This is a genomic window from Paenibacillus sp. HB172176, from assembly GCF_011947265.1.
Lineage (GTDB): Bacteria > Bacillota > Bacilli > Paenibacillales > Paenibacillaceae > Pristimantibacillus.
Genome location: NZ_JAATHD010000002.1, coordinates 230,336 through 252,845, shown reverse-complemented (window position 1 = coordinate 252,845; position 22,510 = coordinate 230,336). Strand labels below are relative to the sequence as shown.

General features: G+C 52.7%; 21 protein-coding genes. 12 read left to right on the top strand and 9 right to left on the bottom strand.

The features are described from left to right. Window positions 1-7: 7 nt before the first annotated feature. The 5 genes from HFP08_RS03455 to HFP08_RS03435 all read left to right on the top strand — a co-directional run bounded on the left by HFP08_RS03455 (window position 8) and on the right by HFP08_RS03435 (window position 4,946). The gene (locus HFP08_RS03455; protein WP_168119114.1) at window positions 8-547 is read left to right on the top strand and encodes a hypothetical protein; all 540 of its coding nucleotides are present in this window, start codon (window positions 8-10) and stop codon (window positions 545-547) included. Further along, a complete protein-coding gene (locus HFP08_RS03450) occupies window positions 540-2,033 on the top strand; it encodes an AAA family ATPase (protein WP_168119113.1) in 1,494 nt (497 codons plus the stop codon). The genes HFP08_RS03455 and HFP08_RS03450 overlap by 8 nt, the downstream gene beginning before the upstream one ends. A 101-nt stretch (window positions 2,034-2,134) precedes the next feature. Further along, entirely contained in the window at window positions 2,135-3,007 is an 873-nt protein-coding gene (locus HFP08_RS03445; RefSeq protein ID WP_168119112.1) for a 3-hydroxyacyl-CoA dehydrogenase family protein, read from the top strand. Then, the gene (locus HFP08_RS03440; RefSeq protein ID WP_168119111.1) at window positions 3,004-4,212 is read left to right on the top strand and encodes an acetate kinase; all 1,209 of its coding nucleotides are present in this window, start codon (window positions 3,004-3,006) and stop codon (window positions 4,210-4,212) included. The genes HFP08_RS03445 and HFP08_RS03440 overlap by 4 nt, the downstream gene beginning before the upstream one ends. 17 nt (window positions 4,213-4,229) lie before the next feature. Further along, on the top strand, window positions 4,230-4,946 hold the full coding sequence (locus HFP08_RS03435) for a DnaD domain protein (protein ID WP_240941059.1): 717 nt from the start codon (window positions 4,230-4,232) through the stop codon (window positions 4,944-4,946). A gap of 73 nt (window positions 4,947-5,019) precedes the next feature. On the opposite strand, the gene mtnB is transcribed toward HFP08_RS03435, so the two are convergent. The 8 genes from mtnB to HFP08_RS03395 form a co-directional block, all read right to left on the bottom strand. Next, complete coding sequence (mtnB, locus tag HFP08_RS03430) at window positions 5,020-5,664, bottom strand: methylthioribulose 1-phosphate dehydratase (protein ID WP_168119110.1); 645 nt, start codon at window positions 5,662-5,664, stop codon at window positions 5,020-5,022. Beyond that, on the bottom strand, window positions 5,646-6,338 hold the full coding sequence (locus tag HFP08_RS03425; protein ID WP_168119449.1) for a 2-hydroxy-3-keto-5-methylthiopentenyl-1-phosphate phosphatase: 693 nt from the start codon (window positions 6,336-6,338) through the stop codon (window positions 5,646-5,648). Before HFP08_RS03425 ends, mtnB begins: the two co-directional genes overlap by 19 nt. 5 nt (window positions 6,339-6,343) lie before the next feature. After that, window positions 6,344-7,576 carry a 2,3-diketo-5-methylthiopentyl-1-phosphate enolase gene (locus HFP08_RS03420; RefSeq protein ID WP_168119109.1) on the bottom strand — a complete coding sequence of 411 codons (1,233 nt, stop codon included), beginning with the start codon at window positions 7,574-7,576 and terminating at the stop codon, window positions 6,344-6,346. Then, window positions 7,573-8,442 (bottom strand): pyrroline-5-carboxylate reductase, encoded by an 870-nt coding sequence (proC, locus tag HFP08_RS03415; RefSeq protein WP_168119108.1) that lies wholly within the window; start codon window positions 8,440-8,442, stop codon window positions 7,573-7,575. The genes HFP08_RS03420 and proC overlap by 4 nt, the downstream gene beginning before the upstream one ends. Window positions 8,443-8,475: 33 nt before the next feature. Beyond that, complete coding sequence (locus tag HFP08_RS03410) at window positions 8,476-9,744, bottom strand: glutamate-5-semialdehyde dehydrogenase (RefSeq protein WP_168119107.1); 1,269 nt, start codon at window positions 9,742-9,744, stop codon at window positions 8,476-8,478. A gap of 67 nt (window positions 9,745-9,811) precedes the next feature. After that, window positions 9,812-10,918, bottom strand: coding sequence for a glutamate 5-kinase (proB, locus tag HFP08_RS03405; RefSeq protein WP_168119106.1), 1,107 nt, complete (start codon window positions 10,916-10,918; stop codon window positions 9,812-9,814). Between the two features lie 363 nt (window positions 10,919-11,281). After that, complete coding sequence (locus tag HFP08_RS03400) at window positions 11,282-12,478, bottom strand: pyridoxal phosphate-dependent aminotransferase (RefSeq protein ID WP_168119105.1); 1,197 nt, start codon at window positions 12,476-12,478, stop codon at window positions 11,282-11,284. Between the two features lie 100 nt (window positions 12,479-12,578). Further along, the gene (locus HFP08_RS03395) at window positions 12,579-13,067 is read right to left on the bottom strand and encodes a hypothetical protein (RefSeq protein ID WP_168119104.1); all 489 of its coding nucleotides are present in this window, start codon (window positions 13,065-13,067) and stop codon (window positions 12,579-12,581) included. Between the two features lie 150 nt (window positions 13,068-13,217). On the opposite strand from HFP08_RS03395, the gene HFP08_RS03390 reads away from it, so the two are divergent. After that, window positions 13,218-14,015, top strand: coding sequence for a carbon-nitrogen family hydrolase (locus HFP08_RS03390; RefSeq protein WP_206109169.1), 798 nt, complete (start codon window positions 13,218-13,220; stop codon window positions 14,013-14,015). Here HFP08_RS03390 and HFP08_RS03385 read toward each other — a convergent pair. Further along, complete coding sequence (locus tag HFP08_RS03385; RefSeq protein WP_168119102.1) at window positions 14,012-14,905, bottom strand: LysR family transcriptional regulator; 894 nt, start codon at window positions 14,903-14,905, stop codon at window positions 14,012-14,014. The two genes, HFP08_RS03390 and HFP08_RS03385, sit on opposite strands and share 4 nt — an antisense overlap. A 157-nt stretch (window positions 14,906-15,062) precedes the next feature. Here HFP08_RS03385 and leuC point away from each other — a divergent pair, with 157 nt between their 5' ends. The 6 genes from leuC (at window position 15,063) to nth (ending at window position 22,495) form a co-directional block, all read left to right on the top strand. Further along, window positions 15,063-16,478, top strand: coding sequence for a 3-isopropylmalate dehydratase large subunit (leuC, locus tag HFP08_RS03380; RefSeq protein WP_168119448.1), 1,416 nt, complete (start codon window positions 15,063-15,065; stop codon window positions 16,476-16,478). 24 nt (window positions 16,479-16,502) lie between these two features. After that, complete coding sequence (gene leuD, locus HFP08_RS03375; protein ID WP_168119101.1) at window positions 16,503-17,102, top strand: 3-isopropylmalate dehydratase small subunit; 600 nt, start codon at window positions 16,503-16,505, stop codon at window positions 17,100-17,102. Between the two features lie 155 nt (window positions 17,103-17,257). Then, window positions 17,258-18,820, top strand: a complete 1,563-nt coding sequence (locus tag HFP08_RS03370; protein WP_168119100.1) for an N-acetylmuramoyl-L-alanine amidase — start codon at window positions 17,258-17,260, stop codon at window positions 18,818-18,820. A gap of 61 nt (window positions 18,821-18,881) precedes the next feature. After that, window positions 18,882-19,502, top strand: a complete 621-nt coding sequence (locus HFP08_RS03365; RefSeq protein ID WP_168119099.1) for a GerMN domain-containing protein — start codon at window positions 18,882-18,884, stop codon at window positions 19,500-19,502. A 55-nt stretch (window positions 19,503-19,557) separates the two neighbouring features. Continuing rightward, window positions 19,558-21,660, top strand: a complete 2,103-nt coding sequence (locus HFP08_RS03360; RefSeq protein ID WP_168119098.1) for an S-layer homology domain-containing protein — start codon at window positions 19,558-19,560, stop codon at window positions 21,658-21,660. Between the two features lie 160 nt (window positions 21,661-21,820). Then, the gene (gene nth / locus HFP08_RS03355; protein ID WP_168119447.1) at window positions 21,821-22,495 is read left to right on the top strand and encodes an endonuclease III; all 675 of its coding nucleotides are present in this window, start codon (window positions 21,821-21,823) and stop codon (window positions 22,493-22,495) included. Window positions 22,496-22,510 lie beyond the last annotated feature (15 nt).

The window sequence follows — 22,510 nt, the reverse complement described above, 5'->3', positions numbered from 1 at the left end:
TTCATTCATGAGAAAGCCTCGTGTATGGCCGGTCGTTTTTACAGCGGCAGCAACAGCAATTATTTTATTCGGTGGATGGACTTTATACAAGCATACCGCGGTAGCTTCGCCGCTCCATTCTGCCATGAATGATATACCGGGCGTAATGGAAAGCTCGAAGCCCGAAGTGGAGCAGGATCAAGTGAATATATCGCTGACGCTTGAAGATGATGCGAACCTGCGTCAGGTCTATGAGGATGTGTCGAAGAAAAGCACGGAGATTGCGGGTTCGCGTTCGATCCATCTTCAGGTTCGTTCCGAGTCTAACGACAAACTGGACGAGCTATGGTCGAAATCGATGTTCAAGGTTGCGGAAGCGATGGAGACAAAGACGTACTCCAAGATACCTGAGGCGATGACGGAACTGACCAAGGACGACCAGACCGTACAAACCGTGACTGAAATGGATGACGATAATGTGTATATTACGCTGCGCAGCGGCGACGCTTCCAAGTATGTTGTGCTGCCGCGCACGCCTGCGACAATGGAGGTGTTCGCGAATGCGTAAATACGGAATAGAAGTAGCTGCGGGCGTTGTTCCTGTATTGCTTGTGTTTCTCTACATGCTTGGCATTAACGTGATTCCGTTCGTATTCCTGGTCGTCATCGGCGGCGCCGTCTTCTACACGGCAAGAGGCAGAGGCAAGCTGACGGCCGTATCAAGCGGGAAGAAAAGGACGGAGGTGGCGGCCTCGAACTTTACTTTCGATCAGATCGGCGGACAGCATCGCGCGAAGCAAGAGCTGATTGAAGCGCTCGATTTTCTCGTCAAACGCGAGCAGATCGCGAAGCTCGGCATTCGTCCGCTCAAAGGCATATTGCTGGCGGGCCCTCCGGGAACCGGGAAGACGCTGCTTGCCAAAGCGGCGGCTCAATATACGGATTCCGTCTATTTGGCAGCATCCGGCAGCGAGTTCGTTGAGATGTACGTCGGTGTTGGAGCCGGACGTATCCGCGATTTGTTCCAGGAGGCCAGAACGAAGGCGAAGAAGAATGGCAAGAGCAGCGCCGTCATCTTCATTGACGAGATTGAAGTCATTGGCGGCAAGCGTGACGGCGGTCAACATCGCGAATATGATCAAACCTTGAATCAACTGCTAACGGAGATGGACGGCATCCATGCGAATGAATTGCCGAGAATCCTGCTGATCGCGGCAACGAACCGCAAGGAGATGCTTGATCCGGCATTGCTTCGTCCCGGACGCTTCGACCGCCATATCGGCGTGGAGCTTCCGGACAAGAAGGGGAGACTTCATATTCTGCAAATCCATGCGAAGAATAAACCGCTGGCAGAAGGAATCAATCTTGACCGAATCGCGGAGCAGACCTATCAATTCTCCGGCGCTCAATTGGAATCGGTCATGAACGAAGCCGCGATTTATGCGATGCGCGATAGCGCGGGAGCGATTACGGTCAAGCATCTGACGAGCGCGATCGACAAAGTGATGCTTGGCGAGGAGACGGACCGCGAATCAACGGCGGAGGAGCGCAAGCGAGTTGCGCTGCATGAGCTTGGTCACGCGATTATGGCGGAGCTGGTTCGTCCGGGAAGCGTTTCGCAGGTTGCCTTGTCGCCGCGCGGCGGAGCGCTGGGCTATGTCAGGCATCAGCCGCAGCAAGAGCAATATTTGTATACGAAGTCCTTCCTTAACGGCCAGATCAAGATCACATTAGGCGGTGCCGCTGCGGAAGAAATGTTTTATGGCGAACGAAGCACAGGCTCCCGCGGCGATTTCGAGCAAGCGGTTAATATCGTGAAGATGCTGGTGGAATCAGGACTGACCGAGATGGGCATCGTGGACGCCTCGATGATGACGCCGGACAAATGGGCAGAGGTGTCGAACGGTACGCTGAACGAGCAGATGGCCGAAACGAAGGAGATGCTGGAGAAGAGTCGCGCGGTATTCGAGCATGCGCTCGACATTCTTCTTCGGGAGGAAACGCTGGACGGCTCCGAGTTCCGCGAGCTGATGCGGCAGGTTTCGGCGGCGTGAATGCATAATGGATAAGGCGGGCAGCGTGCCCGCCTTCTTTTTTGTCCGAAATCCGTTATAATAAGAAAGATATTATGTTAGTGAAGGAGCAATTGTTTTCTATGATCAAAAAAGCAGGCGTTATCGGCGCGGGAACAATGGGACAGAGCATCACGGAAATGCTGGCGTCGAAAGGAATAGAGGTCGTCATGATCGAGCAGACGCAAGAGCGTCTGGCTTACGGCATGAGAATGATCGAGCTTAGCTGCGATAAGCAAATCGAGAAATGGGCGATGACTGGCACGGAGAAAAAACTGCTGCTCGGGAAAATACAAGCGGCCACCGATATGATGATGCTGACAGGCTGCGACCTGATTATCGAGACGATCTCCGAAGACCTGGAAGCGAAGAAAGAAGTGTTTAGACAGCTCGATCAAATCTGCGGGAAGAAAACGATTCTTGCGAGCAATACCTCAACCTTAAGCTTGACGGAGCTTGCAAGCGCGACTCGAATTCCGGATCGAGTTATCGGTCTTCATTTTATTTATCCCGTATTCAAGATCGACTTGGTGGAAATTGTGCGAGGCTTAAAAACATCCGATCACACGTTCGAGCAAATGAAAAATTTCGTTGAGCATATTATACATAAAAAAGGCGTTATGGTCTTTGAATCTCCGGGCTTCATAACGACGAGGCTAATTTGCTTATTCATCAACGAAGCCTTGCACGTGCTTGAGGAAGGGGTCGCATCCGAGGAGGATATCGACAACGCGATGCGCATCGGCTATTCGTTCCAGCATGGTCCGCTGGAAATGGCCGACCGCTTCGGGCTTGACGCTGTCGTGACCGCGCTGGAGCGAATGTTCCGCGAATACGGCGAATTGAAATACCGGCCGTCAATCGTTTTGAAAAAACTGGTGCGAGCCGGTCATCTCGGGGTAAAAACAGGCGAGGGCTTCTTCCGCTACGATGAGGACGGTGATCGAATCCAATGAGGATTTTAGTCATTAATGCGGGAAGCTCATCGCTAAAATATCAACTGTACGATATGGCGGATGAGTCGGTGCTTGCCAGCGGCAGAGTGGAACGAATCGGCATGGATTCCTCGATCGTGACCCATGAACCGGCGGGTAAAGCCGAGGTGCGCGATGTGAGCGAAATATTGGAGCATACAACAGCGATCAAGAGAGTGCTGGACATGCTCATTCATAAGCAGCATGGCGTTATCGCTTCAATCGAAGACATTCAGGCCGTAGGCCATCGGATTGTGCACGGAGGCGAGGTGTTCAAAAGCTCGGTCCTGGTAACTTCTGAGGTGAAGCTTGAAATTCGCCGATTGTTCGACCTGGCGCCGCTGCACAATCCTGCGCATATGATGGGGATTGCTGCAGTGGAGGCGAATATGCCCGGTACTCCGCAGGCCGTTGTGTTCGATACGGCCTTCCACCAAACCATGCCGGAGACATCTTATCTGTACCCCATTCCTAAGGTGCTGTACCGCAGACATAAGGTGAGAAGATATGGCTTCCACGGCACCTCGCATGCTTATGTAAGCGAGATGGCCGCCCGCTATCTGAGCCAACCAATCGATTCGCTGAAGATGATTACCTGTCATATCGGCAACGGCGCAAGCTGCGCGGCTATTAGAGGAGGGGAGTCAATCGACACCAGCATGGGCATGACGCCTCTGGAAGGGCTGATGATGGGAACGAGAAGCGGAGACATCGACCCGGCAATTGTGCCGTATGTCATGAACAAAGAGGATCTTACCATTAACGAAGTGAATTCGATGCTTAACAAGCATAGCGGAATGCTCGCCGTTTCCGGGCTTAGCTCCGATATGAGGGAAGTGACGGAGGCGATGGAGGAAGGCGACAAGCACGCCGCGCTTGCCTTCGACATGTATGTGTATCGGCTCAAAAAATATATAGGCGCTTATGCTGCGGCAATGAACGGAGTCGACGCGATTGTGTTCACTGCCGGCGTAGGTGAGAATTCCTCCGCTCTGCGCAAGGCTGTAGTCGACGGAATTACGTTTCTTGGACTGGAGCTGGATGAAGAGAGAAATGCTCTGCGAAGCAAAGAGGCCAGAGAAATTACGACGGACGCTTCGCGAGTGAAAGCGCTCGTTGTGCCAACGAATGAAGAGCTGCTCATTGCCAGAGACACTTACAAGCTGACGCATGGACAGAAATTGTAGCGGGGAGGGAGCTTCTCTTGAACGATGAAATTTGGAAAGCCTACGCTCATGGCATGGGTGCGGCAATGAATAATGGAGGCATCTACGTGAATAGCCTCTTGCTGACGAGCTACAGTCCTCTCGGGCTGAGCGAGACGTCGTTCCTGTTGTTGCTCCATATTAAGGCGTATGCGGAATCCGAACAGAATGAATTCCCGACTCCGCAGCAACTGTCCATGCGTATGGGGCGAAGCAAGCAAGAGATCGAGGAAGCGCTCGGCAGATTGATGAAGGACGGTTTTCTCTCGATTGACGATTATGTGGACGAGATCTCCGGCAGGCAAGCCGAACGATATAATTGGAGCGGCTGGCTCCGGAAATCGGCCGAGCTGTTCTCGGTTATGCAGCGAAGCGCCAAAAAAACGCAACGCAAAACGGACAGCGTGAACGAGATAAATCACATCAACGTCAGCGATGATGAGGAGGCAAAGCCGAAGAGCAATTTGTTCTCGACATTCGAACAGGAATTCGGACGACTGCTCTCGCCGATGGAGTGCGAGACCATCTCGAGCTGGCTGGATCAGGATCGATATACGGAAGAAATCATTCTGTTCGCGTTGAAGGAATCCGTGTTTGCGGGCAAGCTCAGTCTGCGCTATATCGATCGGATTCTGATTGAGTGGAGCCGCAACCGAATTACGAACGCGGAAGAGGCGAGAGCGCATTCGCAAAAATTCCATAGCGGACGGCGATGAAACCCATCAGGTAAAAACCGCCTCTCCTGCTTCAGAGAGGCGGTTTTTGACGTCGGTTTATTATTTTACGGTATTATCGCTTGAGCAGCTCCAGGCGGTACACGTATTCGAACAGGAATTCGAACGCTTCGATATGGCGCTTCGCTTCGAAGGCATTGGCTCCCCAGGCATAGATGCCATGCTTCCTTAGCAGGATGCCGGGAATGCCGGCTTGAAGCCGATCCGTAATCTCGGGCACGATGGCAGGAATGGAGGCGAAATTCGAAACGATCGGAATGTCGATTTGCGCTTCCTCCTCCCAAATATTTAGGCCCTTGATCAGCTCGACACCGTCGACCGGCACCGATTTGCGATCCCAGAAGTATTCAGAAATCACGCTATTGAACACGGTATGAATATGAAAGATGGCGCCTGCGCCGGTCAGACGGTAAATTTCGCAATGTATCAAGGTTTCCGCCGATGGCTTGAGCGAGGTAGCTTCGCTGGGCTTGCCGTCCTGGTCGACGAATAAATAATCTTCCGGCGTATGAACGGTTTTGTCCTTGCCGCTCGCCGTTATCGCAAAATGGAATTGCTCGGGCGAGAAATCGCCTGCTCTTACAGAGAGATTTCCGCTGGTGCCGGGGAACCATCCGCGCGAGGCGAACAGCTCCTTCACTTCGCGGAGCTCGTAGAAGGCTTTCTGCTTCTGTTCGGTAGTCAGTTGTTCGAATCGCATGAGGATGCGGCTCCTTCCTGCTTCATGGCAGCAATAATATCATGGAAATTTTCATATTCGGTATGCGGAAGTCCCAGCTCTCTACATCTCTCGGTCAAATAAGCTCTGGAGAAGACGGCATCGGCCAGCTTCGCGCCTTCGAAATCGGTAACGCTGTCGCCAATAAGGATACGATGGTACAGTGATGCCGGGAATCGGCGCATAATCGTCGTTTTGCACATGCCGCAATGGTTGGAGCAAGCATCATCGCAAGGATGCGGCCATACGATTTCGATTCGCTCTCCCGAGAAATCGGCGCTGTTGCAATAGATATGCTCCTTCGGAATACCGAACGGTTCAAGAACGGGGTGGACGAAGAAATCGATGCCGCCGCTTGTCACATAAAAAGCGATATCGCGATCCTTGCAGTACTTTACAAAATCGCCGAAGCCTTCGCGAATTCTCACATTCGAAATGCTGTACGCAATAACCTCCTGCCGCAGCGAGGCGGGCAGGAGACGGAACAAGCGGCTGACGCCTTCTTGAATGGAGATGCGCATGTCCAGCGTTTGCTGCGCGATCTCTTCCCACCCTGGGGGATTAAAATGCTTAATGATCGCAATGATGTTGTCATTGATCGTAATCGTGCCGTCAAAATCGCAGAATACAATCGATTTCTTGGCTGATCTGCCCATATTGCTCATTCTTCTCTGATCCCCCATGCATCAATTGCCGCGGCCAGCGCTTCATTGCCCGGTCGCTTCGCCGCTTCGCGCAAGCCACTTCCGTCCAATGTTGCGTCGATGGCTTGTCTGAAGGCTTGTCCGCCTGCCGCGGTGCCCATGGGATGACCATGGATGCCGCCGCCCGCATTGACGACGACATCTGTGCCAAAATCACGGATGATAAGCTCGACCAGGCCGGGATGAATGCCCGCCGACGGTACAGGGAAGCTCGTTTTCAGCTCATGAAGCGGCTTCAGCAGCGCATGCTTGACGGCGAGATTCTCTTCCTTCGGCATAACCACCGAACCGTAAGGCGAAGGGAAGAGAACCAGGTCGGCGCCGGCAAGCCGCATCAGCTTGCCCAGCAGCAGCGAGGCGCCGATACCGTAATGCGGAGAAGGATAGGAAGCGCCTGCCATCGCTGGATGCGCGGCTATTGGCACGTTGATCGAAGCATCCTTGCTTAACTCGTGAAGCGCGTCGTAGCCATAGGACAACACGTTGAACAAGATGGCGTTCGCTCCGGCTGCGATCGCTTTGCGCGCGTTATCGGCAAGCTTCGAAGTGGGACCGGTTATGTTCACGGCGTACAGCAGCTTCTGGCCGGTCTCCCGCTCCGCCTTTCTTGCCGCGTCCATGCAAGCTTCCACTCTTTTCTCAAGCGGCGTCAGCTCATTCTCGAATAAAATCTCGTCATCCTTGATCAGGTCGACGCCTCCAAGCGCTTGCTGATAGAATTGCTCCTTCAGATTGGACATATCATGTCCAATCACCGATTTGAAAATGCTCATAAGAAGCGGTCGCTTCTGGACGTCCACGAGGGAACGAACGCCTTCCAGGCCGAATTTCGGGCCGGGAAATCCTGAAGCGAAGGAATCGGAAACCTCCAAATCAAGAAGCTTGATTTTGCCGTCCATGGACAGCTTTCCGAACACCGTGACGAGCAGGGCAGGGAGGTCCTTGCTGAAATTCAGATCGGGATAGGCGATTTTAATATCCGCATATCGCTCTCCCGTTTTTGAGGCGTCGGCTGCGTGCTCCTCTACAGACAAAACCTTGCCGAGATGCTTCTCCATCTCCGCTTTCTGCGCTTCGGGCAGCTCCGTCCAGCTGCCGACAGTAAGACCGACAGCGATTCCGGTTGCTTTCTTATGAAAATCGGCTTTGTCGTCAAAGCAGCGATAAGTGGCTATGCAATATCCCGTCATTCTTGTATGCTCCCTTCAATGGCAACGCCCAATTCTCCTGCGCGCTCAGCCGAACGGCGCACCGCCTTCACGATGGTTTCCTTGAAACGGCCTTCCGCCATCTCCTCAAGCGCCGCTTGCGTCGTTCCGTTCGGAGACGTGACCTTGCGTCTCAGCTCCTGGGGCGCTTCTCCCGTCGCGCGCAGCATCTCGGCTGCTCCGAGCACGGTCTGAATAATAAGCTCTCTGGCCATATCGGGCTGCAGGCCCAACTCTTCCGCGGCTTGCTGCATCGCCTCCATAAAATGATACACATAAGCGGGGCCGCTGCCGGAAACGCCCGTAATGGCTCCCTGCAAGCTCTCGTCTACGACGGCATGAATGCCGATGGATTGGAAGATCGCCTCCGTGACAAGCTGTTGCTGCGGCGTAACCTCTTCGGAATAGCTAATGCCGGTCGCTCCAAGGCCTATCGTGCTTGATGTATTCGGCATAGCCCTGACAATGGACTGCTTGCTCCCAAGCAGCTTCTCGATTGCGGGAATGGACAAGCCCGCTATGACGGATATGATCAGCTGTTTCGAATGCAGCAGCGGACGAAGCTGCGGAATTGCCGAAGCGGCATCCTTCGGCTTCATCGCGAGGAAGAGAATATCGGCCTCGCGCAAATATTGTTCGGAGTCCAATCCTTGCCGAATCGTCTGCACGCCATATTGCTCATGAAGCTCGGCGAGCCGCTCTTGGTTGCTGCGATTAAGCATCGAGATGCGCTCCGCCGGGATCAGCTTTTCTTGAATAAGTCCTCTCGCAATCGCTTCGGCCATGGAGCCGGCTCCGTAGAAGCATATTTTCATCGCGGATATCGCGGATTGGGTTAATAGAGACATGTGGCAAAACCTCCGTAAAAGTCGATCTGTCGATTATTGACGAATTTGTCCGTCGCCGCGAATGCGGAATTTGGTTGATGTAAGAGCGGGAAGACCCATAGGTCCGCGTGCGTGAAGCTTCTGCGTGCTGATGCCGATTTCGGCGCCGAATCCGAACTCGAAGCCGTCTGTAAAGCGGGTGGAGGCATTGTGATAAACAGCCGCCGCATCGACCTCAAGCAAGAAGCGGTCGGCATTTGATTCGTCCTGCGTTACGATGCATTCGGAATGCATCGTTCCGAACTGCGCAATATGCTGAAGCGCTTCGTCAAGCGAGTCCACAACGCGAATATTCATAATATAATCGTTAAATTCGGTCGCAAAGCTTTCGTCGTCGGCCGGCTGCGCTTCAGGCAACAGCTCTCTCGTTCGTTCGCAGCCTTTCAGCTCTACGCCGTAAGCCTGGAAAGGCTTCAGGAGACTACGAAGATGCGTCTTCGCAAGGCTCTTGTGAACAAGCAGCGTCTCGATGGAGTTGCAGACGGAAGGACGCTGAACCTTGGCGTTGTAAGCGATATCCCGCGCCATCTCAAGCTGGGCTGTTTCGTCCACGAAGACGTGACAGATGCCGGCTCCCGTCTCGATAACCGGCACGGTCGCATTTTCGATGACATTGCGAATAAGACTCGCTCCGCCTCGAGGAATAACGACATCGAGCAGGCCGTTCAGCTTCAGCATTTCATTCACGGAAGCTCGGTCGCTGTCTTCGATGAGTTGGATCGCGTCTTTCGGCAGCGCCGACGCTTGAAGCGCGTCGCGAAGCACCTCTACGATTTTGCGATTGGATTCAATGGCCGCAGAGCCGCCCCGGAGCACGACGCTGTTGCTTGTTTTCAGGCATAATCCTGCCGCGTCTACGGTCACATTCGGCCGCGCCTCATAGATCATGCCAATGACGCCAAGCGGCACGCGCAGCTTCTCGATTTTCAGGCCGTTCGGGCGTTCGAAGGCTTCTAGCGTTTCTCCGATTGGATCAGGCAACGCAATAATTTGACGCAGGCCCTCGGCGATTTGATTCACGCGATCGCTGTTGAGAGCAAGACGGTCAAGCAGCGACGAGGAGGTGCCCAGCTCTTGGCCGCGCTGTATATCCCGCTCGTTCGAAGCTATAATTTCCTGTTGTCTGTCGATGAGAGCGTCAGCCATCAAGGAGAGCGCCTCATTCTTCTGCTCGGTGGTCATACGGTTCATTGCCGCCGCCGCTATCTTCGCAAGCGCGGCCTTCTGTCTTACTTCGCTTACAACCAATTCTTCACTTAGCATTCCTGTATGCCTCCCTAATCATAATCAATTCAAAGTTATCCATTCGTCAATGGAGAATGGATAGCAACTAATTCAAAGTTATCCATTCGTCTCTATGAATGACTTCGATTCTGACAACCTCCACCCGGCGGGCAACCTCCTCGGAGCCGAGCCCCATAGCGGCTTGCAATTGCCACGCAGCGTAATTGACCACCCCGCGACCGAGTATTTCATCTTGCCTGCTTTTCACTTCGACCACATCGCCGGGATTGAAATCGCCCGAGCTGTCGATTACCCCGGCTGGAAGCAAGCTTTTGCCGCCGGTCAACAACGCCGCGGCAGCTCCGTCGTCAACCGTAATGCATCCCTTCGGCATAGAGTGAAAGCCCAGCCACTGCTTTTTCATTGGCAAGCTATGAAGCTTGGTATCGAAATAAGTGCCTCTGCCTTGCCCGTTCACCGCCATATGAAGTTCTCCGGCGAGACTGACCTTGCCGATAAATGTTGAGACGCCGCCTCGCGTCGCGACTCGCGCCGCTTCGATCTTCGAGCGCATGCCGCCGGTTCCGACAGCGGAGCCGGCGCCGCCTGCCAGCCGGCGAATATCGTCGGAGATTTGATCCACGCGTTCAATTTTGACCGCTTTCGGATTAATGCGCGGATCCTCGGTATAAAGACCGTCCATATCGGTAATGATAACGAGCTTGGCGGCTTTGGTCATTGCGGCGACAAGAGCGGACAGATTGTCGTTATCGCCGAATTTGAGCACAAGCTCGTCGGTGGCAACGGTATCGTTCTCGTTAATGATAGGGATGATGCGCTGCTTGAGCAGCTCTTCAATAGTCATCAGCGCATTCTGGATTCGCTTCCGATCGGAGAAATCGGCACGCGTAAGCAGAATCTGCGCCGAGACGATGCCGTACTGCGAGAACGCCTCCTGGTAAGCCTGCATCAGCAGCGCTTGACCGACGGCTGCGGCAGCTTGCTTCTCATGCACAAGCTTCGGCCTCGACGCATAGCCAATTGGTCGGAAGCCTGCCGCCACCGCTCCGGATGTGACGAGCATGACCGCATCGCCGCCTTCGTGCAAAGCCGCAAGCTCCTCCACGAAAAATCGAATATTGCCACGGTTCAAGCCGCCTTCCTCGGAGGTAAGGGAGCTGCTCCCGATTTTGACTACGATACGCTCTGACATGATTGATCCCTTCCTCATTCAGGTTGAATAAACAAAAAAGACCTTCATCCAATAAAGGACGAAAGTCTGTAGCTTCCGCGGTACCACCTTTGTTGACGGCTGCAGCATAGGCAGGCCGTCCAGCTTAAACCTCGTAACAGGAGGCGCCGTCCGACTCGCGTCGGCCGCTCGGAGGTAGGTTCGGCAAGGAGCTGATGCGGTAAATTCTCGCAGCCAATGGAATTTACTCTCTGAACGCAGCCCATCTCGCTTAATGGTCCCGTCATCACGTTTCATTTATAGGTAGTTTTGAACTTTCATTTTAAGTGTTGCCTCTAGAATAACATGATCGCATGACGGTGTAAAGAAAGGCTGCTCCCCATTTCAATTCTCGAAAATGCCAAGCTTGCCGATGCGCCGTACCGCTTCCCGAAGCCGATCCTCGCTCGTCAGCAAGCCGAGCCGCACATAGCCCTCGCCATATTCGCCAAAGCCCGCGCCGGGGGCGACAACGACATCGGCCTCTTGCAGGAGCTTGTCGGCGAAGGACTCGGAGCTCCAGCCCTCAGGCACGGGCAGCCAGCAGAAGAAGGAGCCGGCGGGCTTCTCAGCCTTCCAGCCGATTTCCGCGAGCGCCGCGAACAAAGCGTCGCGCCTGCGCTCGTACATGGAGCCAAGCTCGGCTACGCAAGCCTGCGGGCCGGCGAGCGCGAGCGCCGCCGCTTCTTGGATGCCGCCGAACAGACTGCAATAATAATGATCCTGAATCAGATTGATCATGGAGATGATCTCGGCGTTGCCAAGGGCGAAGCCAACGCGCCAGCCTGCCATGTTGTACGATTTGGACAAGGTATAGAATTCGATGCCTACATCTTTCGCGCCCGGCGTCTGCAGGAAGCTGATCGGACGCTTGCCGTCGTAGCCGATGGCGCCGTAGGCGAAATCGCTTGCCGCGACGATGTCGTGCTCCGCTGCAAAGGCGACCACCTCTTCATAGAAGTCAGCATCCGCGACGGCTCCGGTAGGATTGTTGGGATAGTTCAAGAACATCAGTTTGGCTTTCGCCAGCTTATCTTGCGGTATCGCGCCGAGATCCGGCAGAAAGCGATTCTCCGCCGTAAGGGGAAGGAAGGTCATCTCCGCTCCCGCCAGCGCGACGCCAGACCAATAATCGGGATAGCCTGGATCCGGGACGAGACATACATCGCCGGGATTGAGCAGGCATTGGCTGATCTCGATGAGACCTGTTTTCCCTCCGAACAGAATAGCGACCTCGGAGGCTGGGTCGAGCTCCACGCCGTAATCCTCGAGATAACGCTTCGCCACTGCTTCCTTCAGGAAGGGATAGCCGCTGAAGGGCGGATATTTGTGATAGAGCGGATTGGCGGCCGCTTCTTGAAGCTTCGCTACAATATGCGGCGGAGTCGGTTGATCGGGATTGCCTTGGCCCAGGTTAATTACGTCATGTCCCATCGCCGCTCTCGCGTTTGCCTTGGCTACCAGCTTTGCGAAAAACTGCGTAGGCAAGCCATTCAGCCGATCCGCCGGCGCTATCTTTCTTTGATTCCTATCAGTCAACATGTCATCACTCTCTCCGTATCATGTGCTTGCGATTGAAGGAATCCTCAATTGCATTAGCAATAATGTAGCATGATTGGGAGAAAAATTGAAGGGAGGCGCGCTACAGCATGCCTGTCTTCTTCATGAACGGCTTGATATTGGCCTTAAACAGGAACAGATACGGCTTGCGCTGGCCATCGAAGACCAACAGCAGAGGAGGCTTGTCCTTGCAATAGAACAGGAACAGATCCGCAGTCGTCAAGCTGAGGTTGCCCGAAGCAACCGTAACCGGCTCGTTCAGCGGCACGCGGAATACATAGGTGCAGCTGTTGTCGTTCGAGATTTGGGGAGATAAGCCGGTTATCGAATCGATCCAATCACCTGCCATTTTTTGAAACGCTTGGTCATTCGGAATCGATTTGATGACCTTGCCTGCGGCAATGTCGAACACTTGAACGGGCCTGGACGTTGTTTGTTCTCCGACCGCGGCAAACTTGGCAGACTTCTGAGGCTGCTTGTCTTGAGGGGAGGCGAAGGCAGACGGACAAGCGGATAATAGAACGAACAGGGCGCATAGGGATAAAAGCAAGGGTTTGAAAATTTTCTTCATGGTTGGATTCTCCTTTTTCCTGGCCGATTGTCAAGCTTGCAAAAAAGCAAATGTCGCACAGCCGTTTCTTGCTATTAAACTGCCCATCTTGACACGGAACCATGAGAAGGTATTATAGGGAAATAAACACAAACAGGAGGAATGACTGCTATGACGGGAACATTACGTATCGCACTGCTTCAGATGGATGTCGAGGCGGGATTTCCTGAACGAAATTTTGCCAAATTAGAGCAGCTGCTGGAGAAAGCCGTTCAATCTGAGCCGAAGCCGGATGTGCTGATGTTTCCGGAAATGTGGAATACCGGATACGCTTTGACTCAAATTGAAGAGTTGGCGGATGAACAAGGAAGAAGAACGATCGCATTCCTGTCCCGATTCGCAGAAGAGCATGAGGTCTACATCATTGGCGGCTCCATTGCGGAGAAGAGAGAGGACGGCGTCTACAATACGATTTACGCTTTTGATCGCAGAGGCGGGAAGATCGGCGAATATTCCAAGATTCATCTGTTCCGGCTGATGGAGGAGGAGAAATATTTGCAAGCGGGCGGAAAGCCCGGAGAACTGAAGCTTGAAGGCGAGCAGGCAGGGATGATGATCTGCTATGATATTCGCTTTCCCGAGCTGTCGCGCAAGCTCGCCCTCCAAGGAGCAAAGCTCCTGTTCGTTCCGGCGGAATGGCCGAATCCCCGGCTCCATCATTGGCGCACGCTGCTCACCGCGAGAGCGATCGAGAATCAGATGTACGTCATCGCCTGCAATCGTATGGGACAAAGCGGCGAGACCTCCTTCTTCGGCCATTCTCTCGTTATCGATCCTTGGGGGGAGATCGTTGCAGAAGCGGGCGAAGAGGAGACGATTCTGTACGCGGACATCGATCTCTCCCTGGTCGATCAGGTGCGCACCAGAATTCCGGTGTTCGAGGATCGGCGTCCTTCTTTGTATGTCTAGCGGTAGGGGTGAATCGTTTGCTTCAGCGTGTCGATGAACGCTCTGGCCGCTTTGGACAAATATCTGCCTTTGCGGCTTGCGATCACCAGCGTGCGGAAGGGATGCTGCTTCAACTGCAGATAGGACGGGGCAAAATCCGTGCCGGGAGGCCGAGTGAGCATTTGCGGGACAAAGGCGATGCCCATGCCTCCCGCAACCAGAGATTGAACGGTTTCGATATTGCTGCTCTCGAACACGACGGTCGGCGTGAATCCCGCTTTCTGGCACAGCTCCATAGCGATCTGGCGAAAGCCTTGACCGCGCTTAAGCACGATGAACGCCTCATCCTTTAACTGCGCGATATCAACGGGCTCGCCCAGCTCCGCGAGTCGATGCCGCCTTGGAACGGCAAGGCAAATTTCTTCTTCCAGATAAGGCTCCCATGCCAGCGTATTGTCGATCAGCGGGAGAGAGAGCAGGCTGAGATCCGTTCCGCCGCTTGCGGTTAATTGCTCGAGCTTCGAGGTGGTCTCTTCAACCAGCACAACCTCGATTTGCGGGAAAGCCGAGCCGAAGGCGGGCAGAACGAGCGGAAGCACATGCGAGCCCGTAATGGGCAGCGTGCCCACTACAAGCCGGCCTTTTCGCATTTGGGCCATATCGTCCATCTCCTGGCGGAGCTGCTCTACGGCGTCGAGAATCGCTTGCGCTTTCTCCACGAACACTTGACCGGCTTGTGTCAGCTCCACGGAATTGGTCGTGCGGCGGAAGAGCAGCAAACCTAGCTCTTGCTCCAGCTTGGACAGCTGCTGGCTGAGAGAAGGCTGAGCGATATGCAGCTTATCGGCGGCACGCGAGAAATTTTTCTCCTGGGCGATTTGATTCACATAATGAAGCTGTCTTAATTCCATATGAAGATTCCCCTTCCTTAATCTGAGGCTATACAGAAACTTGATAATGGATTATAGTTAGTACCTATAGCGGCTATAGATATTATATCTTAGATCAATGAAGAAAGACATGATATGATAGGTTTACATTTTACTAAGAATCGATGGGGTGAGCATGATGGCGAAAAAAACGATGTTCGAAAAAATTTGGGATAATCACGTAATCCATCAGGAAGAAGGAAAGCCAAGCGTCATTTATATCGACCTGCAGCTGGTGCATGAAGTGACGTCTCCTCAGGCGTTCGAAGGGCTTCGCCTCAGCGGCCGCAAGGTGCGCCGTCCGGATCTGACCTTCGCGACGATGGATCATAATGTACCGACGAAGGATCGTTACAATATTACCGATCCGATCTCGAAGCAGCAGATCGATACATTAACGCAGAACTGCAAAGATTTCGGCGTCACCTTGTTCGATCTGGACAGCGCCGACCAAGGCGTCGTTCACGTTATGGGACCTGAGCTGGGTCTGACGCTGCCGGGCAAAACAATTGTATGCGGAGACAGCCATACTTCCACGCACGGCGCATTCGGCGCGCTTGCCTTCGGTATCGGCACAAGCGAGGTTGAGCATGTTCTGGCTACGCAATGTCTGCAGCAATCCAAAGCGAAAACGATGGAAGTTCGCTTCAACGGCACCCGCAAGCCGGGCGTTACAGCGAAGGACTTGATTCTTGGCGTTATCGCCAAATATGGTACCGACTTCGCTACCGGCTATGTTATCGAATATACCGGCGATGCGATTACAAGCTTGACGATGGAAGAGCGCATGACCGTATGCAACATGTCCATTGAGGGAGGCGCTCGCGCAGGTCTGATCGCTCCCGATGCAACGACGTTCAATTACTTGCGCGGACGCGAATACGCTCCTGCAAACTTTGACGAAGCCGTGGCGGAGTGGTCGAAGCTGACTACGGACGAAGGCGCGGAATACGACACGGTTCTCGAATTCGACGTGGATTCCCTGATTCCGCAAGTGACCTGGGGAACAAGCCCGGGCATGGGAACGTCCATCACTTCGAACGTGCCGATCCCTTCCGAGCTTCCCACGGAGAATGAACGCAAAGCAGCCGAGAAGGCGCTGGAATATATGGCTCTTAAGCCGGGCACTCCGATGACCGAAATCGAAATCGACTATGTGTTCATCGGCTCCTGCACGAACGGCCGCATCGAGGATTTGCGCGCTGCCGCCGAGATTGCGAGAGGCTACAAAGTGAGCGACAAAGTAACGGCAATCGTTGTTCCGGGCTCCGGCCGCGTCAAAATTCAAGCAGAGAAGGAAGGGCTTGACAAGATCTTCTCCGAAGCAGGCTTCGAATGGCGCGACGCTGGCTGCTCCATGTGTCTGGCCATGAATCCGGATGTGCTTAAGCCGGGCGAGCGCTGCGCATCCACATCGAACCGCAACTTCGAAGGACGCCAAGGACGCGGAGGCAGAACGCATCTCGTATCGCCGGCTATGGCTGCAGCCGCAGCCGTCAAAGGCCGCTTCACCGATGTGCGCGACTGGGAAATCAAATCCGCCGTCATGAACTAATAGAGAAGAGAGGGATTACTTACTATGGAACCATTCAAACAACTGACGGGCATCGTAGCGCCTGTCGATCGTGTCAATGTTGATACCGACGCCATTATTCCCAAGCAATTTCTGAAGCGCATCGAGCGCAGCGGATTTGGACAATTTCTGTTTTTCGAATGGCGTTTTGACGAAGGGGGCGAAATCAACCCCGATTTTGAGCCGAACAAGCCTCGCTATGAAGGAGCGAGTGTGCTCATTTCGCGCGCGAACTTCGGGTGCGGCTCCTCGCGCGAGCATGCGCCTTGGGCGATTCTCGATTATGGCTACAAGGTCATTATCGCGCCGTCTTATGCGGATATTTTCTACAATAACTGCTTCAAGAACGGCATTCTTCCTGTCAAATTAAGCGAAGAGCAAGTAGAGGATTTGTTCCAGCGCACGGCGGCTCACGAGGGCTACAAGCTTACGGTTGATCTTGAGAACAAGAAGCTTAGGGACGATTACGGGCTGGAGCTTGGCTTCGAGCTTGACGAGCATCGCAGACAGTTCTTATTGCAAGGACTTGACGATATCGGCTTGACGCTTCAGCATGAAGACGCCATAACCGCTTACGAGCAGAAGCACGCGGCTCGTTTGGGCTAATTGACTTTATCGGTGAGAGGACATTTGGCCCCTGAGGCGAATGTCCTCTTTTTTCCTCTATGCGCAACTTTTTCTGACAAGCAGCGTCTATACAGTTGTCTGCTCATGTCGAAGGGGCGTATTCGACGCGGACAATTCAGTCATCGAGGTGGGAAATGAAGAAATTTGTATCGATTATGATGGTCGTGTTCGTATTGTTTACGATGTTCGCTTCGGTTGGACAAGCCGCTGCAGCGCCTCCCAAGCTGTTCTTGAACGGGAAGCAGCTTATCTCTGATGTCGCGCCAAGGATCGAGAACGACAGAACATTGGTTCCGCTTGCCATTCTATCCGAAGGCATCGGCTACGATGTCGATTGGAACAATGACTTGCGGATGGTAACGGTCAAGAATGATGTGACGACGATTGAATTGATTATTGGTCAGACCGCTGTAAGAGTGAACGGCGAAATTCAGGAAACAGAAGTTCCTCCTGAGATTATTGAAGATCGGACCATGGTCCCGGTCCGTTTCGTCGGACAATTGCTCGGCCTTGAATTTGAGTGGCTGGACAAGGAACGAGAAGTACATATGACGGAGAAGACGCCGAACACAACTCCTGATACGGATCCGCCGACTGGCGAAGAGGAAAGCGAAAATGGAAATTCAGGCTCGAATAACGGAGAAAATCCGGTCGACGGTGAGGGATCTGCGCCTGATAATTCGCAAACGCCCGCTGTGAAGATGGGCTATATTACTTCAATTGACTATAACGGGGATTCTTCTTCGATTTCGATTAAGCATCTCGGCAAGATTACACCGAACAAGCCATTCTTGCTGGAGGAGCCGAGACGTCTAGTCTTCGACATTCCGAACGCCTCCTTCAATGCGCTGCTCGCGAATCAATTCGAGAAAGGTCAGAAGGAAATCGCGGTTGAGGACAACCCGCTGCTAAGCAGCTTCCGATTCTCACAGTTTCAGTTGAGTCCGCTGACAGCAAGGCTTGTGGTGCTCGTTGGTGAAGATACCGGCTATGTGATGACGGAGAAGAATAATGAGACGATTTTCACCTTCATGCCTGCAAGCGAGGTGCCGGCAGATTCGAATTCCGGCATCGATCCCGCTCCGCCAGCCGAGCCGGCGGAGGGAAGCGACCCGGAAACGCCGGCAAATCCGGAGGAGCCGACCGGCGATGAGCCTCTGTACGACGTCGTTATCGATGCCGGACACGGCGCCAAGGATCCTGGCGCGTTCAGCAAGACACTGAATAAATGGGAGAAGGAATTCAATCTTAGCATGGCGCTCAAGATTGCCGCAGCTTTGGAGAAGGATGGTCGCGTCGCCGTTCACATGACAAGATCGGACGACACCTTCGTCGAATTAACCGATCGCATCAAATTCGCGGAAGACTTGAAAGCGGACTTATTCGTATCGATTCATGCGAATTCTTATGATAATACGGCTGTCAGCGGATCCGAAACCTACTATCAGCGTCCGGAGAGCATTCCGCTTGCGAATGTCATTCACAAGCATGTACTGGCAGGCACGGGGCTCAAGGATCGAGGAGTGAGACAAGCCGCCTATAAGGTAATCAAGGAAACGACGATGCCTGCCGTTCTGATTGAGGCCGGTTATCTGACGAATGACGGAGATGCTAAGATGCTGTATTCGGACAGCATGCAGAACAAGCTTGCCGACGAGGTCGCGAAGGGCATTCTGGAATATTTGAAACTGAATTAAGATAAATGTTCAAAAAAATGGACTTTTTGAATGACCTCTTAAAGGGCAGGAGTTGAATGCTATGGGAATAAGGAACAACGGCCTTCATCGGTTGCTTCCGACAGTTCTCCTTGCGCTGGCGATTGCCGGCTGCGGGGCGGTTCAGAAGAACGATGTGAGCTTGTCGGAGAACGTTCAGGCCGGAGCGGTGACAAGCATGCCGACAGCAACGCAGGAGCCTGCTTCTAACGGAGGCGGCGCGGAAGCTGATAAATATGAACCTGCCGCCACGCCGAATCCGGAGAAGCATGCGGAGGTTATGCTCTATGGAGGAAATCCGGATTTCACCGAAACAGTCGAGCGCAAGGCGGAAATTACGTATGCATCCCATGAAGAATTGATTCAGAACACGATGGATGAGCTTCAGAAATCGGTTGAGGGACAGATCATTTCTTTGTGGAAGGACATTGCTATTCATTCGGTCAAGCTTGATGCAGGCAGAGTCAGCATCGATGTAGGCCTCAACGACGAGAAGCGATTAGGCGCGCCGGGCGAGTTGATGCTGATCGAAACGCTGAAGAGCACGTTGTTTCAATTCGACTTCGTGAATGAAATTGAATTGACCCAAGATGGCGAAAAGGTTGAAAGCTTGATGGGACATGTGGATCTCGATGATCCTATTACAAGAGATTCGCAATCATAATGATCGATTAATGATATTTATTATTCATTTGAATGAGAAAAGGGGATTTTCGCCAATGCCAAAGCAAGATGCATGGAAAAAAATAGTTACCGGCGCGCTAGCCGTAACTCTCGTTACGGGTTCGGGCGCCGCAGTATTATCGAAACCTGTTGCAACCTATGCGGCAGCCTACGGATCATACACGCCTTTCACTGATGTAGCTTGGGATTATTGGGCGGAGAAGCATATCGCCAAGCTGTATCTGCAAGGCGTTATTAATGGTTATCAGACAACGCTTGACGGACCAGTAACGTTCAAACCGGAGAACAGCGTATCGCAGCAAGAGGCTGTTCTTATGGCGCTTCGCTTCACGAAACTGGATACGAAAGCGGATCATAATGCATTAATCGTATTCGACAAATCCTTCAAGGTCGGAGAATTCTACAAGGAATACATCGAAGTCGCGTTCTCGGAGGGGTTGCTCGATCGCTCTGAGGAATACGCGCTTGCCGCGGCAGAGCCTGATGTCGACTGGGGCTCCAAGCCCGCCAGCCGGGAATGGACAACGAAGCTGATCGTCAGAGCGATGGGACAAGCGGCTATTGCGAATCAGTTAGGGAGTACAGAGACTCGCTTCGATGACGATAACAGCATCGACAGCCTCTATCGCGGTTATGTGAACGCCGCCGTTCAATTGGGACTGGTGAAGGGCGTTACGGAAACAACCTTTGCGCCGGAACTGGATGTAACAAGGGCCAGTCTTGCCACCCTGTTCAGCCGCGCGGAATCGACGTTCCCGGTGACGTTCAATGGGCAGATCAACGGTGTCGTTACCGACATGACGGCATCTTCGTTGACTGTCTACAACAGCGAGGAGGATAAAGAGCAGACCTATGCGATCGATTCGGCAACGCTTTTCTATCGTTTCGATTCCGAAAGTCCGGCTACGATGGACGATGTGCTTCAATACGGAGACGTGACGGTATTCGCCAAGGACGGCAAGGCGCTGTACGTCGAGGTACAAGGCACGGAGCAGCACACCTCATCGATCACGGGCACGTTCATTAGTTATAATGAAGAGGATGGAGTTATTTATATTTTGGTTGACGGCAAGCCTGTTCCTTTGGCTTATCATGAAGATTTGGCGATTAAGGATACAGATGGCAATGTATTGTCAATCGATGATTTGAAGGCGACTGTCAGCTTAACTATCGTTCAGGATGACTTCCGCGAGGAGCCCGAGGCGTTGGAGATTATCATGGCAGCAAAGCCGGCAGTAACGTCGATTTCCGGCCTATTCTATGCCAATGCGTCCAAGACGGTTACATTGCAGATGGCTGACGGCTCCTATGTAACGAAGCCTTTGGCTACAGACGCCAAGGTGGAGATTAACGGTCTGCCCGACGCTGTTCTAAGCGATCTCATAGCCGAAAGCGATCAAGTCGAGTTAAGCTTGAACAATGAGGACCAAATCGTAAAGATCAAGGTGCTTAATCGCGATCTGAAGGTGCTGGCCGGAGTCGAGATCGAGCATTATAATGAAGAGCTGAACTACATTTCGCTGGTGGATGTCGACGGCAATGTGTATTCGCCGTTCTACTTTACAGACAAGACGAAATTCAGTTATTTCGGCAATGCGATGGAGAAGGAAGCAGCAATGAATCTTGGCGCGCAGAATGTAAATGTCGTCGTGAAATATTCAGGCAAAAATATCGTTTCCTTTGATTACGTGCTGGAGTATACAGGAGTCGTTTCCGAGATTAATATGGATGCGAAGATGATTACGCTCCAAACCAGGGATGGCGGCTCTGCCAAAATCTCTTATGCAACCAGCGCTTATGAAGATATGCTGATGCCCAAGGCGACAATACAGAATTTGAAGATTGGGGATACGGTGACGGCCAATCTGAATATGAAGGAGCTCTCCGCCATTAATATCCGCGTTCATCATACGATTCAGTATCAGGTCGTGACGATTAATCTGGCCGACAGCAAGATTAATGTGAAGAATGCCGAAGGAAATGTCAGCGCGGTTTCGATTCAGGATGTGGACATACTGAACGAGGACGGCACAGCCGGCAAAGCCTCGAGTTTGAAGGTAGGCGGCAGCATCGAAATGACGTACAACGGCAATTCGGTTTCATCCGTCAAACTGCTTTCAAGCGCTTCGAACGGCTAGTCTGGCAGTCCTATATTTGACTTTTGCGCGAAAGCGGGAACGTTTTGTGAAAAAACTGCCCTTCGGGGCAGTTTTTTTATGGAATTCTAACGTTTTTAGGTTGCGCGGCGTGACAAATTTCGCTACACTTTGAACGATAGTATTAAAGTGGAGGCTTATGATGAATGCAAAGCAGAAGACGCGTCATATATTGGATATTATAGCGGAGATGTTCCCGGACGCGCATTGCGAGCTTAGGCATGATAATCCATTTGAGCTTACGATAGCTGTTCTGTTGTCTGCGCAATGCACGGACGAGACGGTCAATAAAGTAACGGCGGATCTCTTCCGGAAATATAAGACCCCTCAAGATTATTTGAGCGTGGAATTAGAAGAGCTTGAGCAGGATATTAGGCGAATTGGCTTGTTCCGAAGCAAAGCTTCCAACATACAGAAGCTCAGCCGCATTCTGATTGATAAATATGACGGCGACGTTCCTCGAACGCATGATGGCTTGGTCGAGCTGCCGGGAGTTGGACGGAAGACCGCCAATGTCGTCATGTCGAACGCTTTCGACGTTCCAGCCATTGCTGTCGATACGCATGTTGAGCGCGTCTCGAAGCGTTTAGGACTCGCAAAGGCTGACGACACTGTACTTATCGTAGAACAGAAATTGATGAAGCTGGTGCCGAGGGATGAATGGACGCTAACGCATCATCGACTCATATTCTTCGGACGCTATCATTGCAAAGCGCAAAATCCGCAGTGCGCGATCTGCCCATTGCTGGATATTTGCAAGGAAGGAAAAAAACGCATGAAGCCCGCGAATAAGACAAAAAATAAAAGCAGTAATTAAACTTGAAAATGAAGG

What these genes read in the sequence shown, in the direction of transcription:
- HFP08_RS03455 (WP_168119114.1), top strand. Translation starts at nt 8, where the DNA reads ATGAGAAAGCCTCGTGTATGGCCGGTCGTTTTTACAGCGGCAGCAACA.
- HFP08_RS03450 (WP_168119113.1), top strand. Translation starts at nt 540, where the DNA reads ATGCGTAAATACGGAATAGAAGTAGCTGCGGGCGTTGTTCCTGTATTG.
- HFP08_RS03445 (WP_168119112.1), top strand. Translation starts at nt 2,135, where the DNA reads ATGATCAAAAAAGCAGGCGTTATCGGCGCGGGAACAATGGGACAGAGC.
- HFP08_RS03440 (WP_168119111.1), top strand. Translation starts at nt 3,004, where the DNA reads ATGAGGATTTTAGTCATTAATGCGGGAAGCTCATCGCTAAAATATCAA.
- mtnB (WP_168119110.1), bottom strand. Translation starts at nt 5,664, where the DNA reads ATGCGATTCGAACAACTGACTACCGAACAGAAGCAGAAAGCCTTCTAC.
- HFP08_RS03425 (WP_168119449.1), bottom strand. Translation starts at nt 6,338, where the DNA reads ATGGGCAGATCAGCCAAGAAATCGATTGTATTCTGCGATTTTGACGGC.
- HFP08_RS03420 (WP_168119109.1), bottom strand. Translation starts at nt 7,576, where the DNA reads ATGACGGGATATTGCATAGCCACTTATCGCTGCTTTGACGACAAAGCC.
- proC (WP_168119108.1), bottom strand. Translation starts at nt 8,442, where the DNA reads ATGTCTCTATTAACCCAATCCGCGATATCCGCGATGAAAATATGCTTC.
- HFP08_RS03410 (WP_168119107.1), bottom strand. Translation starts at nt 9,744, where the DNA reads ATGCTAAGTGAAGAATTGGTTGTAAGCGAAGTAAGACAGAAGGCCGCG.
- proB (WP_168119106.1), bottom strand. Translation starts at nt 10,918, where the DNA reads ATGTCAGAGCGTATCGTAGTCAAAATCGGGAGCAGCTCCCTTACCTCC.
- HFP08_RS03400 (WP_168119105.1), bottom strand. Translation starts at nt 12,478, where the DNA reads ATGTTGACTGATAGGAATCAAAGAAAGATAGCGCCGGCGGATCGGCTG.
- HFP08_RS03395 (WP_168119104.1), bottom strand. Translation starts at nt 13,067, where the DNA reads ATGAAGAAAATTTTCAAACCCTTGCTTTTATCCCTATGCGCCCTGTTC.
- HFP08_RS03390 (WP_206109169.1), top strand. Translation starts at nt 13,218, where the DNA reads ATGACGGGAACATTACGTATCGCACTGCTTCAGATGGATGTCGAGGCG.
- HFP08_RS03385 (WP_168119102.1), bottom strand. Translation starts at nt 14,905, where the DNA reads ATGGAATTAAGACAGCTTCATTATGTGAATCAAATCGCCCAGGAGAAA.
- leuC (WP_168119448.1), top strand. Translation starts at nt 15,063, where the DNA reads ATGGCGAAAAAAACGATGTTCGAAAAAATTTGGGATAATCACGTAATC.
- leuD (WP_168119101.1), top strand. Translation starts at nt 16,503, where the DNA reads ATGGAACCATTCAAACAACTGACGGGCATCGTAGCGCCTGTCGATCGT.
- HFP08_RS03370 (WP_168119100.1), top strand. Translation starts at nt 17,258, where the DNA reads ATGAAGAAATTTGTATCGATTATGATGGTCGTGTTCGTATTGTTTACG.
- HFP08_RS03365 (WP_168119099.1), top strand. Translation starts at nt 18,882, where the DNA reads ATGGGAATAAGGAACAACGGCCTTCATCGGTTGCTTCCGACAGTTCTC.
- HFP08_RS03360 (WP_168119098.1), top strand. Translation starts at nt 19,558, where the DNA reads ATGCCAAAGCAAGATGCATGGAAAAAAATAGTTACCGGCGCGCTAGCC.
- nth (WP_168119447.1), top strand. Translation starts at nt 21,821, where the DNA reads ATGAATGCAAAGCAGAAGACGCGTCATATATTGGATATTATAGCGGAG.